Source organism: Desulfonema magnum, assembly GCF_017377395.1.
GTDB lineage: Bacteria > Desulfobacterota > Desulfobacteria > Desulfobacterales > 4be13 > Desulfonema_C > Desulfonema_C magnum.
This window is the reverse complement of record NZ_CP061800.1, coordinates 1,040,183-1,056,029: the sequence shown is the minus strand read 5'-3', so window position 1 is coordinate 1,056,029 and position 15,847 is coordinate 1,040,183. Positions and strand designations below refer to the sequence as shown.

General features: G+C 47.9%; 24 protein-coding genes. All 24 read right to left on the bottom strand.

Annotation, left to right across the window (positions count from 1 at the left end):
• Positions 1-47 precede the first annotated feature (47 nt).
• Positions 48-515 carry a 50S ribosomal protein L15 gene (gene rplO, locus dnm_RS04285; protein ID WP_207681472.1) on the bottom strand — a complete coding sequence of 156 codons (468 nt, stop codon included), beginning with the start codon at positions 513-515 and terminating at the stop codon, positions 48-50.
• Between the two features lie 60 nt (positions 516-575).
• Positions 576-746 (bottom strand): 50S ribosomal protein L30, encoded by a 171-nt coding sequence (gene rpmD / locus dnm_RS04280; RefSeq protein ID WP_435051587.1) that lies wholly within the window; start codon positions 744-746, stop codon positions 576-578.
• A gap of 80 nt (positions 747-826) precedes the next feature.
• Entirely contained in the window at positions 827-1,342 is a 516-nt protein-coding gene (gene rpsE / locus dnm_RS04275) for a 30S ribosomal protein S5 (RefSeq protein WP_207681470.1), read from the bottom strand.
• A 63-nt stretch (positions 1,343-1,405) separates the two neighbouring features.
• Complete coding sequence (gene rplR / locus dnm_RS04270; RefSeq protein WP_207681469.1) at positions 1,406-1,852, bottom strand: 50S ribosomal protein L18; 447 nt, start codon at positions 1,850-1,852, stop codon at positions 1,406-1,408.
• Positions 1,853-1,951: 99 nt separating this feature from the next.
• A complete protein-coding gene (gene rplF / locus dnm_RS04265; RefSeq protein ID WP_207681468.1) occupies positions 1,952-2,491 on the bottom strand; it encodes a 50S ribosomal protein L6 in 540 nt (179 codons plus the stop codon).
• Between the two features lie 43 nt (positions 2,492-2,534).
• A complete protein-coding gene (gene rpsH / locus dnm_RS04260) occupies positions 2,535-2,933 on the bottom strand; it encodes a 30S ribosomal protein S8 (protein WP_207681467.1) in 399 nt (132 codons plus the stop codon).
• A 76-nt stretch (positions 2,934-3,009) separates the two neighbouring features.
• Positions 3,010-3,195, bottom strand: a complete 186-nt coding sequence (locus dnm_RS04255; protein WP_207681466.1) for a type Z 30S ribosomal protein S14 — start codon at positions 3,193-3,195, stop codon at positions 3,010-3,012.
• Between the two features lie 38 nt (positions 3,196-3,233).
• A complete protein-coding gene (gene rplE, locus dnm_RS04250; RefSeq protein ID WP_207683587.1) occupies positions 3,234-3,773 on the bottom strand; it encodes a 50S ribosomal protein L5 in 540 nt (179 codons plus the stop codon).
• A 143-nt stretch (positions 3,774-3,916) separates the two neighbouring features.
• Positions 3,917-4,246 (bottom strand): 50S ribosomal protein L24, encoded by a 330-nt coding sequence (rplX, locus tag dnm_RS04245; protein WP_353740332.1) that lies wholly within the window; start codon positions 4,244-4,246, stop codon positions 3,917-3,919.
• 89 nt (positions 4,247-4,335) lie between these two features.
• The gene (gene rplN / locus dnm_RS04240; RefSeq protein ID WP_207681465.1) at positions 4,336-4,704 is read right to left on the bottom strand and encodes a 50S ribosomal protein L14; all 369 of its coding nucleotides are present in this window, start codon (positions 4,702-4,704) and stop codon (positions 4,336-4,338) included.
• A gap of 81 nt (positions 4,705-4,785) precedes the next feature.
• Positions 4,786-5,043 (bottom strand): 30S ribosomal protein S17, encoded by a 258-nt coding sequence (gene rpsQ, locus dnm_RS04235; protein ID WP_207681464.1) that lies wholly within the window; start codon positions 5,041-5,043, stop codon positions 4,786-4,788.
• Between the two features lie 104 nt (positions 5,044-5,147).
• Positions 5,148-5,348 (bottom strand): 50S ribosomal protein L29, encoded by a 201-nt coding sequence (rpmC, locus tag dnm_RS04230; protein WP_207681463.1) that lies wholly within the window; start codon positions 5,346-5,348, stop codon positions 5,148-5,150.
• Positions 5,345-5,758: a 50S ribosomal protein L16 gene (rplP, locus tag dnm_RS04225; protein ID WP_207681462.1), complete on the bottom strand. Its 414-nt coding sequence runs from the start codon at positions 5,756-5,758 to the stop codon at positions 5,345-5,347. The genes rpmC and rplP overlap by 4 nt, the downstream gene beginning before the upstream one ends.
• A 64-nt stretch (positions 5,759-5,822) precedes the next feature.
• Positions 5,823-6,473 carry a 30S ribosomal protein S3 gene (gene rpsC, locus dnm_RS04220; RefSeq protein WP_207681461.1) on the bottom strand — a complete coding sequence of 217 codons (651 nt, stop codon included), beginning with the start codon at positions 6,471-6,473 and terminating at the stop codon, positions 5,823-5,825.
• 31 nt (positions 6,474-6,504) lie between these two features.
• Positions 6,505-6,840, bottom strand: coding sequence for a 50S ribosomal protein L22 (gene rplV, locus dnm_RS04215; RefSeq protein WP_207681460.1), 336 nt, complete (start codon positions 6,838-6,840; stop codon positions 6,505-6,507).
• Between the two features lie 62 nt (positions 6,841-6,902).
• The gene (gene rpsS, locus dnm_RS04210) at positions 6,903-7,187 is read right to left on the bottom strand and encodes a 30S ribosomal protein S19 (RefSeq protein ID WP_207681459.1); all 285 of its coding nucleotides are present in this window, start codon (positions 7,185-7,187) and stop codon (positions 6,903-6,905) included.
• Between the two features lie 92 nt (positions 7,188-7,279).
• Positions 7,280-8,107 carry a 50S ribosomal protein L2 gene (rplB, locus tag dnm_RS04205; RefSeq protein WP_207681458.1) on the bottom strand — a complete coding sequence of 276 codons (828 nt, stop codon included), beginning with the start codon at positions 8,105-8,107 and terminating at the stop codon, positions 7,280-7,282.
• An 82-nt stretch (positions 8,108-8,189) separates the two neighbouring features.
• Positions 8,190-8,480: a 50S ribosomal protein L23 gene (locus dnm_RS04200; RefSeq protein WP_207681457.1), complete on the bottom strand. Its 291-nt coding sequence runs from the start codon at positions 8,478-8,480 to the stop codon at positions 8,190-8,192.
• Positions 8,477-9,100 carry a 50S ribosomal protein L4 gene (gene rplD / locus dnm_RS04195; RefSeq protein WP_207681456.1) on the bottom strand — a complete coding sequence of 208 codons (624 nt, stop codon included), beginning with the start codon at positions 9,098-9,100 and terminating at the stop codon, positions 8,477-8,479. Before rplD ends, dnm_RS04200 begins: the two co-directional genes overlap by 4 nt.
• Before the next feature lie 52 nt (positions 9,101-9,152).
• Positions 9,153-9,773, bottom strand: coding sequence for a 50S ribosomal protein L3 (rplC, locus tag dnm_RS04190; RefSeq protein ID WP_207681455.1), 621 nt, complete (start codon positions 9,771-9,773; stop codon positions 9,153-9,155).
• 46 nt (positions 9,774-9,819) lie between these two features.
• Positions 9,820-10,128 (bottom strand): 30S ribosomal protein S10, encoded by a 309-nt coding sequence (rpsJ, locus tag dnm_RS04185; protein WP_207681454.1) that lies wholly within the window; start codon positions 10,126-10,128, stop codon positions 9,820-9,822.
• 226 nt (positions 10,129-10,354) lie between these two features.
• A complete protein-coding gene (gene rpsG / locus dnm_RS04180) occupies positions 10,355-10,825 on the bottom strand; it encodes a 30S ribosomal protein S7 (protein WP_207681453.1) in 471 nt (156 codons plus the stop codon).
• A 51-nt stretch (positions 10,826-10,876) separates the two neighbouring features.
• Complete coding sequence (gene rpsL, locus dnm_RS04175; protein WP_207683585.1) at positions 10,877-11,248, bottom strand: 30S ribosomal protein S12; 372 nt, start codon at positions 11,246-11,248, stop codon at positions 10,877-10,879.
• Between the two features lie 155 nt (positions 11,249-11,403).
• Positions 11,404-15,846, bottom strand: coding sequence for a DNA-directed RNA polymerase subunit beta' (rpoC, locus tag dnm_RS04170; protein WP_207681452.1), 4,443 nt, complete (start codon positions 15,844-15,846; stop codon positions 11,404-11,406).
• Position 15,847 lies beyond the last annotated feature (1 nt).

Below are 15,847 nucleotides of genomic sequence, written 5' to 3'. Positions count from 1 at the left end.
AGGCCCCTTTCAACCGAGAATTTAAAAAACAAAAAACCATATAATTCTCAGCCCTCAATCATTACATTTCCGCCGGCACCCTCAATCTTTTCCCTGGCACCTTTGCTGATATGGATAAAACCGTATTTACCCTTGTCCAACTTCACTGTAAGCGGATATTTAATATCACCCTTGCCAAGAAGTCTGACGCCGGCCTTTTTTTTGCCCTTGATAAGCCCCTTCTGAACAAGCGCCGCCATATCAACAACATTGCCGCTTTCAAATCTTGACAAGTCCTGTATGTTCACGATCTCAAATTCTTTTCTGAAAATATTTGTAAAACCTCTTTTAGGCAGACGCCGATGAATCGGCATCTGGCCGCCTTCATAACCGGGCCTCACGCCTCCGCCCGAACGGCTGTTCTGTCCTTTGGAACCTCTGCCCGCGGTTTTACCACTTCCTGATCCGACACCCCGTCCCACACGTTTTCGGGATTTGCGCGAGCCCGGTGCCGGTGACAATTCATTTAATTTCATTTGTCAGACTCCGTCATTCGACTGAAAATCAGAAACTCGGGATGAAAGTCTCCCTTTCTGCTAATCTTCAATCTTTACTAGGTGCGATACCTTGTTGATCATTCCCCGAACACAGGGCGTATCTTCCAGTTCAACCATCCGGTTGAGCTTTGTCAGCCCCATGCCTCGCAACACCTTGCGGTGCTTTTCCGGCCGTCCGATCATACTCTTAACAAGCCTTATTTTCAACATTTGCGCCATTTCCCACTCATACGAATTGAAAATTGAGAATTGAAAATTGAGAATTAAAAAATTCTTTGCTCTTCAATTCGTTACAGATCTTCCACACGCTTGCCGCGTCTTGCGGCCACCTGTTCCCGGCTCTGAAGCTCCTGAAGCCCCATGACAGTTGCCTTGACAACATTGTGGGGATTATTCGTTCCCAGGCACTTCGTCAGAATATTCTGAACCCCCACCGCTTCAAGCACGGCCCGCACAGCGCCTCCTGCAATAACACCGGTTCCTTCGGACGCGGGCTTGAGTAAAACCCGTCCCGCACCAAATCTTCCGATAACCTCAAACGGTATGGTTCCCTCAACCAGAGGCACCTTGACCATGGATCGCTTGGCCTTCTCAACGCCCTTACGGATTGCCTCAGGCACTTCACCTGCCTTCCCCAGTCCGAACCCTACGCTGCCCTCGCCATCGCCGACCACAACAATCGCACTGAAACTGAATCTGCGACCGCCCTTGACCACTTTTGCCACCCGGCTGATATGGACAACCTTGTCTATGAGCTGGTTTTCCTCTGTATCCTGCTGCTGCTGTCTTTTCTGATTAAAACCCAAAGACCCCTCCTTTATTAATTGAGAATTGAGAATTGAGAATTGAGAATTCTCAATTGTCAATTATCAGAAATCCAAACCAGCCTTACGTGCGCCATCAGATACCGCTCTGACCCGTCCGTGATACAAAAATCCGTTACGGTCAAAAACAATCTGCTTCACACCTTTTTCAATGGCACGCTCGCCAATAAGCCGGCCCACAAATCCTGCCACTGCGACCTTTCCTCCCGGAGCAGCTTCCGAACTCTGGGAAGCCTCGGCCCCCTGGGAATCAGAAGTATCCGAAGGCTTCGGATCTTCCGAAACCTTGGCAAAATGTTCCTTGACAACACTCTCCATACTTGACGCGGCAACAAGAGTCCGTCCGCATGTGTCATCAATCACCTGAGCATATATATGTCTGGCGCTTCGGAACACACTCAGCCTCGGCCGCTGCGGCGTGCCGTGCATTTTTTTCCTGATTCTTTTCTTTCTTTTTAAATGCGCCTGTTTTTTTAAATTTAATGATCCCATCTTTTCCCCTTGTTCAGTTTTCAGCTTTCAGTTTCCAGCTGAAAGCTGAAGGCTGAAAGCTGAAAGCTGGAAACTGAAAGCTGAAAACTGAAAACTGACTTATTTCGCCCCGGCCTTTCCGGCCTTCCTCTGTATGCGTTCCTCTGCATACTTAATCCCCTTGCCCTTGTAAGGTTCAGGAGGCCTGAGCTGTCTGATTGACGCAGCTGTATGCCCCAGCTTTTCTTTGTCAATCCCCGTAAGCCTCAGGACATTGTTCTTATCCACAGATACCGAAATCCCCTCCGGTATGTCAAAATTGATGGGATGCGAATAACCGAGGTTAAACACCACAACATTACCGCTCACCTCAGCACGATAACCAATACCATTTATCTCCAACACCCGCTCAAACCCCTTGCTCACACCGATAATCATATTGGATACAAGGCTCCGGGTCAGCCCCTGTAATGCACGGGTAGGCCGGTCATCGCTTTCCATGATCACATTCACAACCCTGTCTTCTATCTTCAGATCAACAGACGGATGCACAGATCTCGTAAGACTGCCTTTCTCACCCTGAACAGTAATCACCCTGTCCTTATATAATATCTTTGTATTATCCGGTATCGGAATCGGTTTTTTGCCTACTCGGGACATATCTTACTCCTTCGAAAAAATTCGAAACTCAAACCCTTTAAAACTACCATAAATTGCAGAGAATCTCGCCCCCCACATTCTGATTTCTGGCCTGTTTGTCAGTCATTATCCCCTTGGAAGTGGATAGAATCGCAATCCCCATGCCGTTAAAAACAGGTTTTATATCCTTGCTTTTCACATAAAGGCGCCGGCTCGGCTTGCTGACACGCTCAATACGAAAAATCGTATGCTGCTGTTCCCGGGTATATTTAAGATAGACACGCAAAATGCCCTGTTTCCCATCCCGGATAAACTTATAATTTCTGACAAACCCTTCGTTTTTCAGCACCTTCGCCAATTCGATCTTCAGCTTTGACCCGGGAATATCAACACTGTTGAACTTCGCCTTTCCGGCATTTCTGATACGAGTCAGCATATCCGCAATCGGATCAGTTATCGCCATTATGGTCTCCTTATATAAATTGATAATTGATAATTGTTAATTGTCAAATGATAATTGTCAATTATCATTTATTATATTACCAACTTGATTTTATAACCCCCGGCAGCTTGCCATGGGAAGCAAGCGTCCGAAAACAAATACGGCAAATTCCGAATTTTCTCAAAAAACCTCTGGGTCTGCCGCAAATCGGACATCTGTTGTAAGCCCTTACTGCGAACTTAGGTTTTCTTTTTGCCTTCATTCTGATAGATGTCTTTGCCAAATCAACCCTCCCTTATTTCAAATCCCAAATCTCAAACCTCAGTTCCTGAACGGCATACCTAACAGTTTAAGAAGTTTCTTTCCTTCTTCATCTGTTTTCGCAGTTGTGACAACAGTGATATTCAGCCCCTTGATTTTGTCTATCTTATCATAATCAATCTCAGGAAAAATAATATGCTCCCTCACCCCCAGGGAATAATTTCCATGACCGTCAAAGGCCTTCCCAGAAATACCTCTGAAGTCACGGACACGCGGAAGCGCAATATTCACCAGTTTGTTATAAAAATCATACATCTGGTTGCGGCGAAGCGTCACCATACAGCCAATAGGCATCCCTGCTCTTAACTTAAATGCGGCAATAGACTTTTTCGCTCGGGTAACAACAGGACTCTGGCCCGCTATCATCTTCAGTTCCTCGGCAGCCGAATCAATCAGTTTGACATTATGAATCGCCTCTCCCAGCCCCATATTCAGCACCACTTTCTCAAGCTTGGGAACCTGCATGGGATTTTTATACTCAAATGTTTTGGTCAATATAGGAACGACTTCCTTATTGTAATATGCTTTTAACTCTGACATCATAACCCTCAGTTATTATGTGAAGAATTTGTGATTTGTGATTTGTGATTTGCGATTTGTGATTCGTGATTTGCAATTTAACTGCCCCTGATCCCAAATCCCTGATCCCAAATTTCCGATCCCCAAATCCCCGATCCCAAATCTCAGTCTGCAATTTCGCCACATTTTCCGCAGATACGGGTTTTCTTACCATCTTCCAGACGGCGGAATCGGATACGTCCGGCCTTCATGCACTTACTGCACATCAGCATAACATTGGACAAATGAATCGGGACTTCTTTCTCAACAATGCCCCCCTGCTTGTTCTGAGCAGACGGTTTCGTATGACGTTTTACAATATTGATATTCTCAACAAGAACCCGGTTATCCTTCCTGACGACCCTCAGCACCTTGCCGATTTTTCCCCTGTCCCTGCCGGCAATAATCTTTACCTTGTCATCTTTTTTTATATGACATTTGTTTTTTATCATCATCTTTTTCTCTGCCTTTCAGGTACGAATCTCTCCGAAAATATCTTGGTGTCTCCCGATATTTTCAGACAGATTATTCTAGCCTGACGCACCTATAAAACCTCCGGCGCAAGGGAAATAATTTTCATAAACCTTTTGGCTCGCAGCTCCCTTGCCACAGGCCCGAATATACGGGTTCCGACAGGTTCTTTCTGTGCATTGATCAGCACCGCTGAATTATCATCAAATCTTATATATGATCCGTCCGGCCTTCGGATTTCCTTTTTGGTCCGAACCACAACAGCCTTCAGGACATCTCCTTTTTTGACCCGGGCGTTCGGAATGGCCTCTTTCACGCTCACAACAATAATATCCCCGATTGTCGCATAACGTCTTCTCGAGCCTCCCAGAACTTTGATGCAATACACCACCTTTGCCCCTGAATTGTCCGCCACTGTCAATCTGGTCTCTGCCTGTATCATTTTCTTCTTTCCTTATCCTCAGCTGCCATACCTGTCAGAAGTTCGCCGCCTGCAACAAAAAAATACGAACCACCGACAACATCAGACAGCTTTTACGACAACTTTGTTTACTCGCCATCTTTTGGTCTTACTCATCGGCCTGGACTCAGTGATTGACACTTTGTCTCCGATCTGGCAGATATTATTCTCATCATGAGCAGCGAATTTGGTTCGCCTTCTCACATATTTATGATAAAAATTATGTTTGACCAGCCTTTCAACCTGGACGATCACCGTCTTATCCATCTTATTGCTTACGACTCTCCCAACCACCTGCCTTCGCATTCCTCTGCGTTCCATCGTAGTTTAGCTCTCCACCCCCCAGACTTTTCTTACTCAGCGTCTTTCGGCATCAAAGATCGTTCATATTGTGTTTTCAGCGTCGCCGCCACCGGAGATGCTCTCTAATCTTCTGTTTCCAGTTCGACGTTTCTCATTATTGTCTTCAGCCTTGCGACATCACGCCTGATCTGCTTCATCCGTTGCGGATTTTCCAACTGACTGATACCATGCTGAAAACGCAAATTGAAAAGCTCCTCTTTCAGATCAAGTACTTTGCGATGCATCTCGTCCGTACTCATCTCTCTGACTTCATTCGCTTTCACACATCGCTCCTTTCAATAAATCTCGTTTTCACCGGAAGTTTGTGTGAAGCCAGCCGCAGCGCCTCTCTGGCCAATTCCCTGGGAATCCCCTCCATTTCATAAATGATTCTCCCCGGACGCACAACAGCGACCCAGCCTTCGGGAGCTCCCTTTCCTTTTCCCATCCTGACTTCCGCAGGCTTTTTGGTAAAAGGTTTATCCGGAAATATCCGTATCCACATTTTACCGCCTCTTTTCACATGGCGGGTCATGGCGATACGTGCCGCCTCAATCTGCTTTGAACTTATTTTTCCGCACTCAACAACCTGTAACCCGAATTCACCAAAATTCAGATCTGAGCCTCGGTGGGCAACGCCTCTCATCTTGCCCTTCTGCTGCTTGCGAAATTTCACCTTCTTGGGACTCAGCATAACTCCTTATCTCCTCCGTCTGTCTCATGTCTGATCTCTCTGCCGAAGATCAGTGACAAAAAGACTAAGCCACAGTCTCAGGCTGATCCTTTTTCAAAATCTCACCTTTGAATATAAAAACCTTCACGCCGATAATCCCGTAAGTTGTGCGAGCTTCGATAAACCCATAATCGATATCAGCCCTCAGCGTATGCAGCGGAACCCGGCCTTCTCTGTACCATTCCGTTCTTGCCATCTCAGCACCGCCCAGACGCCCCGAACAAATAATCTTGACACCCTTGGCTCCGAACCGCATGGCTGATGAGACGCCTCGCTTCATGGCACGCCGAAACGCCACCCGGCGCACAATCTGAAGCGCCACATTCTCAGCAACCAGCTGGGCATCAATCTCCGGCTTTCTGACCTCCTGAATATCAATCAGCACCTCGTGAGACAGCATTTTTTCCAACTGCTTCTTGAGCTGTTCGATTTCAGAACCTTTTTTTCCAATGACAATTCCCGGTCTGGCCGTATAAATTCGGAGCCTGACACGCTTGGACGACCTTTCGATCTCCACTCTGGCAATACCCGCATGGTACAGCTTCTTTTTTATAAACTTTCGGATATTGTAATCTTCCAGTATATAATCTGCGTATTTTTTTCCGGCATACCAACGGGATTCCCAGGTCTTCACAATACCTAACCTTAATCCGATGGGATTTACTTTCTGGCCCAAGCGCTTTCCTCCTTTTTTAAACGTTTAACGATTAACTTTCCTCAGCTAAGATAACTGTAATATGAGACGTTCTCTTTAATATTCGTGTGCCTCTGCCGCGTGCTCTCGCTCTGAATCGCTTCAGCATAGGCCCCTGATCAGCGATGATATTATGAATCACCAGTGAATCCACATCAATATTCGCATTTTGTTCCGCATTTGCCACAGCCGACTGGACAATCTTTCTCACAATACCCGCCGCCTTCTGGGGCATAAACTTCAGCATGGCCAATCCCTCTTCCACTGGTTCTCCCTTAAGCGCATCAACTAACTTGCGGACCTTCTGAGGAGAAATGCGCACATATCTGGCTACAGCTTTAAACTCCATTACTGCCACTCCCTTTTTTAACCGATAACCGAGTTATCAGCGCTTTCATTTCGCGGTTTGTTTTACTTTTTCTTCAGTTTTGATTTCTTATCCCCGGCATGCCCGTAAAACGTCCGCGTCGGTGAAAATTCACCTAGCTTATGACCGACCATATTCTCTGTAACAAAAACCGGAACAAATTTTTTTCCATTGTGGACTGCCAACGTGATACCGACCATCTCAGGAACAATTGTTGAGCGTCTGGACCATGTTTTGACAACCTTGTTACTGCGAGTTCCCTGGGCCGCTATCACCTTCTCAAATAACTTCGCCTCAATGTACGGGCCTTTTTTCAACGAGCGCGGCATAATTTCTCCATTTTAAGTATTTAAGTATCCGGGATTCGGAGTGTCTTCTGTCAGCCACACATAAAAAACACTTAAACACCCCGCACCCCATTTTAATTCTTTATACGTCTTTTGACGATATACTGGTCACTTCTTCTGTTCTTACGCGTCTTATATCCCTTGGTAGGCTTGCCCCACGGTGTGCAGGGATGTCTGCCGCCGGATGACCTTCCTTCTCCGCCGCCCATGGGATGATCCACCGGATTCATTGCCACCCCTCTGACCTTGGGGCGTCTGCCAAGCCATCGCCTGCGACCCGCCTTTCCCAAGGAAATGTTCTCATGCATCACATTCCCCAGCTGTCCGATAGTGGCCTGACAGGATAAAAGCACCATGCGCACCTCTCCGGACGGAAGCTTCACCAGCGCATAACGGTCCTCTTTTGCCATGAGCTGGGCATAAGTCCCCGCGCTTCTGACAATCTGTCCCCCTTTTCCCAGACGCAGCTCAATATTATGTATATGAGTACCCAGAGGAATATTCTTCAACGGAAGTGCATTCCCCGGCCTGATATCCGCCCCGGGACCCGACATGACCGCATCGCCCACTGAAAGATGAAGCGGTGCCAGAATATATCGTTTGTCACCGTCCGCATAATGCAGAAGTGCGATCCTGGCCGAACGGTTCGGATCATACTCTATTGATGCGACTTTTGCAGGAATACCCGTCTTATCCCGTCTGAAATCAATAATCCTGTAATGCCGCTTATGGCCTCCCCCTCGGTGCCTGCATGTGATACGCCCCTTGGCATTGCGACCGCCGCTTTTTTTGATCACTTTCAGCAGACGCTTCTCAGGCGTTGTGCGGGTAATCTCCTCAAACGTCGAATATCCCTGGAATCTCCGTCCCGGAGATGTGGGTTTTATTTTTTTTACTGCCATGTATTCCCCTGCTAATTGAGTTGAGAATTGAGAATTGATAATTGATAATTATCAATTATCAATTATCAATTATCAATTCAAATCAAGCGCCTTCAAAAAAGCCAATACGTTCACCAGGCATTAATGTCACGATGGCTTTTTTCCAGTCCTTACGTTTCCCGATGATCCGGCCTCTTTGTTTCACCTTGCCTTTGATCTGCATGGTCCGAACAGCAGCCACTCTGACATCAAATATCTTCTCAACCGCCCTTTTGATCTCAACCCTGTTCGCCTTACGATCCACCTCAAATGACAACTGATTAAACGTCTCTTTCTGTATCGTGGTCTTTTCAGTCATCAGAGGCCGCTTAACAATATCATAGTACTGAATCATTTTGTCAGCCTCCCTTCGATGTCCGCTGCTGAAGATTCAAGCAGAATAAGTTCATCATATCTGAGGATATCATACACATTCAGACCCTCTGTTCTCAGCACCTTCACGCCGGGAACATTCCGGGATGAAAGCTCAAGCTTCTCATCCTTTTCATCTGTCACAATCAGTACGTTTTTCTTACCTAACGCATTTAAGACTGCCACAAAATCCTTGGACTTAATCCGATCCAGATCAAACCGATCCAGCAAAACAAGCTTATTTTCCAGATATTTGCTGCTCAGCGCCATTTTCAGCGCGAGCCTTCTCACTTTTTTAGGAAGTTTGTAAGCATATGATCTGGGGTCAGGCCCGAAAATACTTCCCCCGCCTTTGAGCAACGGAGATTTGATGTCACCGCGGCGTGCCCTGCCGGTTCCTTTCTGACGAAAAAGCTTGCGTGTGCTGCCCTTAACATCACTGCGATGCTTTACGGAAGCTGTTCCCGAACGTCTGCAGGCCAGCTGCATCACAACAACATCATGCAGGATACTTGGTCTGACCGGAACATTGAATATTGAATCTGCAAGTTCCTTTTGGGAAACATTTTCTCCTTTACTATTAAGAACATCTACGACAGCCATTTTTATATTACCTATTTTTTTTCACTTTGAAAGCTGAATGCTGCTTTGCTTTTCATTTTTTATAAAGAGCAACCAGTCCTGATATGGGACCCGGGAGCGCACCCTTCACCATGATAAGATTTTCTTCCGGCCGGATATCAATAATCTCCAAATTCTGAACCGTCTTTTTTGTATTTCCATACTGACCGGGCATTTTTTTGCCCCTGATAACTTTGGCAGGCCATGCGCTGCATCCTATGGATCCGGGAATTCGCTTGCTTTTACTTCCGTGAGTTTGCCGGCCCCCGTGAAATCCGTGCCGCTTTATTACACCTGAAAACCCCCGTCCCTTAATCTTCCCCGTGACAGTAATATGTTCCCCGATGCTGAATATATCCGGCATGACCGTCTGCCCGAGGCTGTATTCATCCGGATTCTCCACAGGAAATTCCCGCAGGAATGCAAAACACTTTTCTCCGCTTTTCTTAAGATGTCCTTTTATTGGCTTATTTGTGCGAGAACTCTTCTTCTCCTCAAATCCCAACTGAAGCGACGCATAACCGTCTGTTATTTCCCTTTTAACCTGGGTCACCACACACGGCCCCGCCTGTACTATCGTCACCGGCACATATTCTCCTGTTGAAGAAAACATACCTGTCATTCCCAGCTTTTTTCCTAGCAATCCTCTGCACATGATTCCCTCTTGAAATTGGAAACCGGAACATTGAATTTCCAATTCCCTACAGTTTTATCTCCACATCCACTCCCGGAGAAAGATCCAGCTTCATCAAAGCATCCACCGTCTGCTGCGTCGGCTCCAGGATATCCAACAGCCGCTTATGCGTTCTCATCTCAAATTGCTCCCTGGATTTTTTGTCTATGTGGGGAGATCGAAGAACACAATATTTGTTGATCCTTGTCGGAAGCGGTATGGGTCCGACGACCTTTGCACCTGTCTTATTTGCAGTGTCAACGATATCTGTCGCGGACTGATCCAGAAGCTTATGGTCATATGCCTTCAGCCTGATTCTGATTTTAGTATTCATCATCAAATATATTTAATGTTTAGAGTGCGCATGTCTGCCAAACACCGGACACTCTTGTCAACAGTTCTGCCGCTTTCCCTGATTTAAAATAAAATGGCTTTTTTATATCACAGGTCCGAAGATAAACAGATATCTCTCGTCCCTCGCCATCCTGCCGGCGGCATCATTCCCCCTGATAACAAAGGGGGCCGGATGCTTTTTCAGTTCAGGAAGCGTTTTCCTCAGCTCATTACCAGCGGAAATGGGCAAACGCCTTGTTTGCGTCAGCCATCTTATGGGTATCTTCCTTTTTCTTGATGGAAGACCCTCTTTTATTGGCGGCATCCAATAATTCCCCCGCGAGTTTCAACGCCATCCCCTTTTCCGGACGTTTACGCGCAAAACCGATCACCCATCGAATGGCCAGCGCCGTTCGTCTGGATGGCCGTATTTCTGTCGGCACCTGATACGTTGATCCCCCGACACGCCGAGATTTGACTTCGATCAGCGGCCTCACATTATCCACAGCCTGTTCAAAAACCTTCAGCGGCACTTCGTTTGTCTTTTTTTCAATGACATCAAATGCATCATAAACTAACGACTCTGCCACACTTTTCTTGCCATCCCGCATTATCGATTTTATAAATCTCGATACAAGTTTGCTATTGTATTTGGGGTCGGGTATAATTATCCGTTCAGGAACTTCTCTTCTTCTTGGCATACACTACCTCTTGATAATTGATAATTGATAATTGATAATTATCAATTATTTCTACTTGGGCTTCTTCGCGCCGTATTTTGACCTGCCCTGCTTCCGATCCTCAACACCCAGCGCGTCAAGGGTACCTCTTACAATATGATACCTCACACCGGGCAAATCTTTGACACGTCCCCCTCGGACCAGAACCACTGAATGTTCCTGAAGATTATGCCCTATGCCGGGGATGTATGCTGTCACTTCTATTCCTGTGGTCAACCTGACCCTCGCGACTTTCCTCAGTGCGGAGTTCGGTTTCTTAGGTGTCGAAGTATATACTCGTGTACACACCCCTCTTTTCTGGGGTGCCCCTTTCAACGCTGGCGTATTGGTCTTCTTCTTTAACCTTTTCCTGCCCTTTCTGACTAACTGATTAATGGTCGGCATATTCTCCTCTTCATTCTGCCTGAGTCTTATGACCATCTTACGATGATTTGCTAAAATTTAAAATTATACTTTTTTATTACTGCATTGTCAAGCATTTTATGAGAATTAGAAAAAAATCTCAGCCTCCGCTTCTGTCCGATAATTAAAAACACGCATCAGACAAAAATCTCACTGTTTGACAGATTCTCTGCCTCAACAGCGATATCACGGTAAGCAGAAAAACCCGTCCCAGCCGGAACAATCCTCCCCATAATCACATTTTCCTTAAGTCCCCTGAGATAATCTTTTGCACCGGCAATACTCGCCTCAGTAAGCACCTTCGTAGTTTCCTGAAAAGAAGCTGCGGAAATGAAACTCTCCGTACTCAGAGAAGCCTTGGTAATTCCCAGAATAAGCGGTTCGGCCCTGGCCGGTTTCCCCCCCTTGGCTTTGATGGCCTGGTTCATTTCTTCGAATTTAATTTTATCAACCTGCTCCTCAGTAATAAAATCCGTATCCCCGGGATCAGTCACCTTCACCCGCCGCATCATCTGCCGCACAATAACTTCGATATGCTTGTCATTAATACGGACACCCTGGAGACGATAAACTTCCTGCACCTCATCCACAAGATAACGGGCCAAAGAAACTTCGCCCTGAATATTAAGAATATCCTGGGGAATAGCAGCCCCTCCGATCAGCGGTTCTCCGGCTTTGACATAATCGCCTTCATACACATTGATATGTTTGCCCCTGGGAATCAGATATTCTTTTTTCTCTCCCACTTCCACGGGCGTAACTGTGACTTTTTGTTTTCCTTTGACTCCTTTTGACACAGACACATACCCGTTGATTTCGCTTAACACGGCTGTTTCTTTGGGTTTTCTGACTTCAAAGAGTTCTGCGACCCGGGGAAGACCACCGGTGATATCCTTGGTTTTTGTTGTGGCCCGGGGCAGTTTGGCAATCACTTCCCCGGCTCTGACCCGTGCGCCTTCTTCCACCATGAGCACGGCATTGACCGGCAGTGTGTAGCGGGCCGCTTTGGGTTTTCCGGATCCTTTTCCTTCGTGTTTTTCTTCTTTGCCTTCCAGTTTTTTGGTTTTGCCGAATTCATCTTTCACGGAAATTCTGGGCCGCACATCCGAAATTTTGGATTCAATAATGGTGCGGCTGGATTTGCCGGTGACGGGGTCCACCATTTCCTGAAGCGTTTTTCCCGGGGTGATATCTCCGAATTTGATCACGCCGTCTGTTTCCGAAATAATGGGTGTGGTAAAAGGGTCCCATATTGCCAGAAGGTCTCCTGAACTGACTTTTTGTCCGTCATTGACCAGGATATGGGCACCGTAAATCACGGGGAATCTTTCCAGTTCACGGCCGGTGTCTCCCATAATGGCGAATTCGCCGCCCCGGCGGTTCATGACCACCAGTTCGGTGCGGTCTTCCGAAGGGAATTTCGCATCTGTTTTTTCATTGTCAGATCCGGGAGAAACCGAACCTGCGCTCACCTGAGCCACATTCAGGTCTGTGAAGCGGACTGTGCCGTCGGTACGTGCCCGGATGTCGGCCTGTTCCACCCGTCGGCTGGCAGTTCCGCCGATATGAAATGTTCGCATGGTCAGCTGGGTTCCGGGTTCTCCGATGGACTGTGCCGCAAGAATTCCCACGGCCTGACCGATTTCCACTTTGCGGCCGTGAGCCAGGTCCCGGCCGTAGCAATTGACGCATACGCCGTGACGGGTCCGGCAGGTCAGCACCGACCGAATTTTAACGCTGGTGATGCCTGCGTCTTCGATGCGTTTCACACCGGCCTCGTCAATTTCATCGCCCATCCGCACAAGTACCTCGTCTGTGAACGGGTCCCGGATATCCTCCTCGGCCGCGATCCGTCCCAGTATCCGTTCTCCCAGGCGCTGAATCACCTCGCCCCCTTCCATCAGAGACGTGACCTCCACCCCCATCATGGTCCCGCAGTCCGGCTCCATCACTGCGCAGTCCTGAGCCACATCGGCCAGACGCCGGGTCAGATATCCTGAATTGGCAGTTTTCAAGGCTGTGTCAGCCAGCCCTTTTCTTGCCCCGTGCGTGGAAATGAAATACTGAAGCACGGACAGGCCCTCCCGGAAATTGGCTGTGATGGGCGTTTCAATGATCTCGCCCGAAGGCTTGGCCATCAGCCCCCGCATTCCCGCAAGCTGACGCATCTGATCTTTTGATCCTCTTGCTCCGGAATCCGCCATCATATAAATGGGATTGCTTGTCTCAGCCTGCTTCATGGCCCTCATCATCTCATTGGCCACCTCATCCGTGGCCTTGGCCCAGATATCCACCACCTTGTTATATTTTTCACCCTGGGTGATCAGTCCTTCTGAATACTGACGTCCGATCTCCGTAACCTGATGTTCGGCCTGCTTAAGAATTTCTTCTTTGGATTCCGGAACAATCATGGCATCAATGGAAATGGACAGCCCCCCTTTTGTGGAATATGCATATCCCGTGTTTTTAAGCCGGTCAGACAAAATCACCGTGGCCTTGGGCCCCAGATTTCTGTAAACAAAATCCACCAAATCCCGCAAAGTCTTTTTATCCATGACTTTGTTCACCACATCAAACGGAATCTCGGGACGCCTGCTCACTCCCCGGAACACATGAACCGCATCCGGAGCTGTGAGACACGCGGTCTCTTCCGTGCCCAGAGCAAACACAGTTTCTGTTTCTGTATCTGACACATTGAAATTCCGGGCAAACTCATCATTCCGGCATTCAAAAATCTCTGCTTTTTCAAAGACCTCTGCCCCGAATTCCGGATCTTCCTGAATCCTGACGGCCTCAGCCTCCGAAGACACCCGGACATGACGCAGCGTCACAATATGATTTTTGGGAATGATTTCCCAAAGAATAATCCGGCCCACAGTGGTGGAAACCCTTTCCCGGGATCCGGGCCCTGTGCTTTCGCCCATTCGCACACGGATTCCCGCATGCAGATCAATCATTCCCGCATCATAAGCCGAGCGCACCTCCCCGGGACCGGCAAACGTCATCCCCTCTCCCCGGGAACCGGAAATTTCCCGGGTCATATAATAAATCCCCAGCACAATATCCTGACTGGGCACAATAATAGGAGACCCGTTTGCCGGAGACAGAATATTATTGGACGCAAGCATGAGAATCCGGCTTTCAATCTGAGCCTCCACAGACAGGGGAATATGCACAGCCATCTGATCCCCGTCAAAATCCGCATTAAAAGCAGTACATACCAGCGGATGCAGCTGAATGGCTTTTCCTTCGATCAGTATAGGCTCAAAGGCCTGAAATCCCAGACGATGAAGCGTGGGCGCACGGTTCAGCAGGATGGGATATTCCTTTACCACCTCCTCAAGCGTGTCCCAGACCTCGGGGGTTTCCCGCTCCACAAGTTTGCGGGCGCTTTTCACTGTGGACACGAGTCCCTTATGTTCCAGACGATAATATACAAAGGGCTTGAAAAGTTCCAAAGCCATTTTCTTAGGCAGACCGCATTCATGAAGGCGCAGGCTCGGACCTGTGGTGATCACGGTTCTGCCTGAGTAATCCACCCGTTTTCCCAGAAGATTCTGACGGAAACGGCCCTGTTTGCCTTTGAGTGTGTCAGACAATGATTTGAGAGGGCGTTTGTTGGTTCCGGTAATGACCCGTCCGTGACGGCCGTTGTCAAACAGCACATCCACGGATTCCTGAAGCATACGTTTTTCATTCCGCACAATGATATCCGGAGCATTCAGATCAATAAGGCGCTTGAGCCGGTTGTTGCGGTTAATGACCCGGCGATACAGATCATTCAGATCCGACGTGGCAAACCGTCCCCCCTCCAAAGGAACCAGGGGACGCAAATCCGGAGGCAGCACGGGGATCACATTCATAATCATCCACGTCGGACTCACATGACTGCGGCGGAACGCATCCACAATCCTCAGACGCTTGGAAAGCTTCTGACGTTTGGTGGAAGAGGATGTGGCTTTGGTGTCGGCCCGGAGTTCATTATGAACCGTCTCCAGATTCACGTCTTCCAGCAAGGTGCGGACTGCTTCTGCTCCGATTCCCACTTCAAATTTGCCAAATCCGTATTTTTCCAGGGCTTCCCGGTATTTTTCATCAGAAAGCAGCTGGCACCGCACAAGGTCCGAATCCCCGGGATCAGTGACAATGTAGCTGTCAAAGTAAAGAACCCGTTCCATATTTTTCAGCGTGAGGTCCAGAAGATTCCCGATTTTGCTGGGCAGGCTTTTAAGATACCAGATATGCGCCACGCTTGCGGCCAGGTCAATATGGGCCATGCGCTCTCTTCGGACCCGGGACTGAATGACCTCCACCCCGCATTTTTCACAGATCACGCCCCGGTGTTTCATGCGTTTGTATTTGCCGCAGTTGCATTCATAATCCCGGGTCGGCCCGAATATTTTGGCACAGAAAAGTCCGTCCCGTTCGGGTTTGAAGGTGCGATAATTAATGGTCTCAGGTTTTTTAATTTCACCATGGGACCACTGGCGGATAAGCTCACCCGAGGCCAGGGCAATCTGAACGCCTCTGTAAAGCCTCGGATCTTTGGGTCTTGCGAAAAAATCATAAAGCGCTTCCATA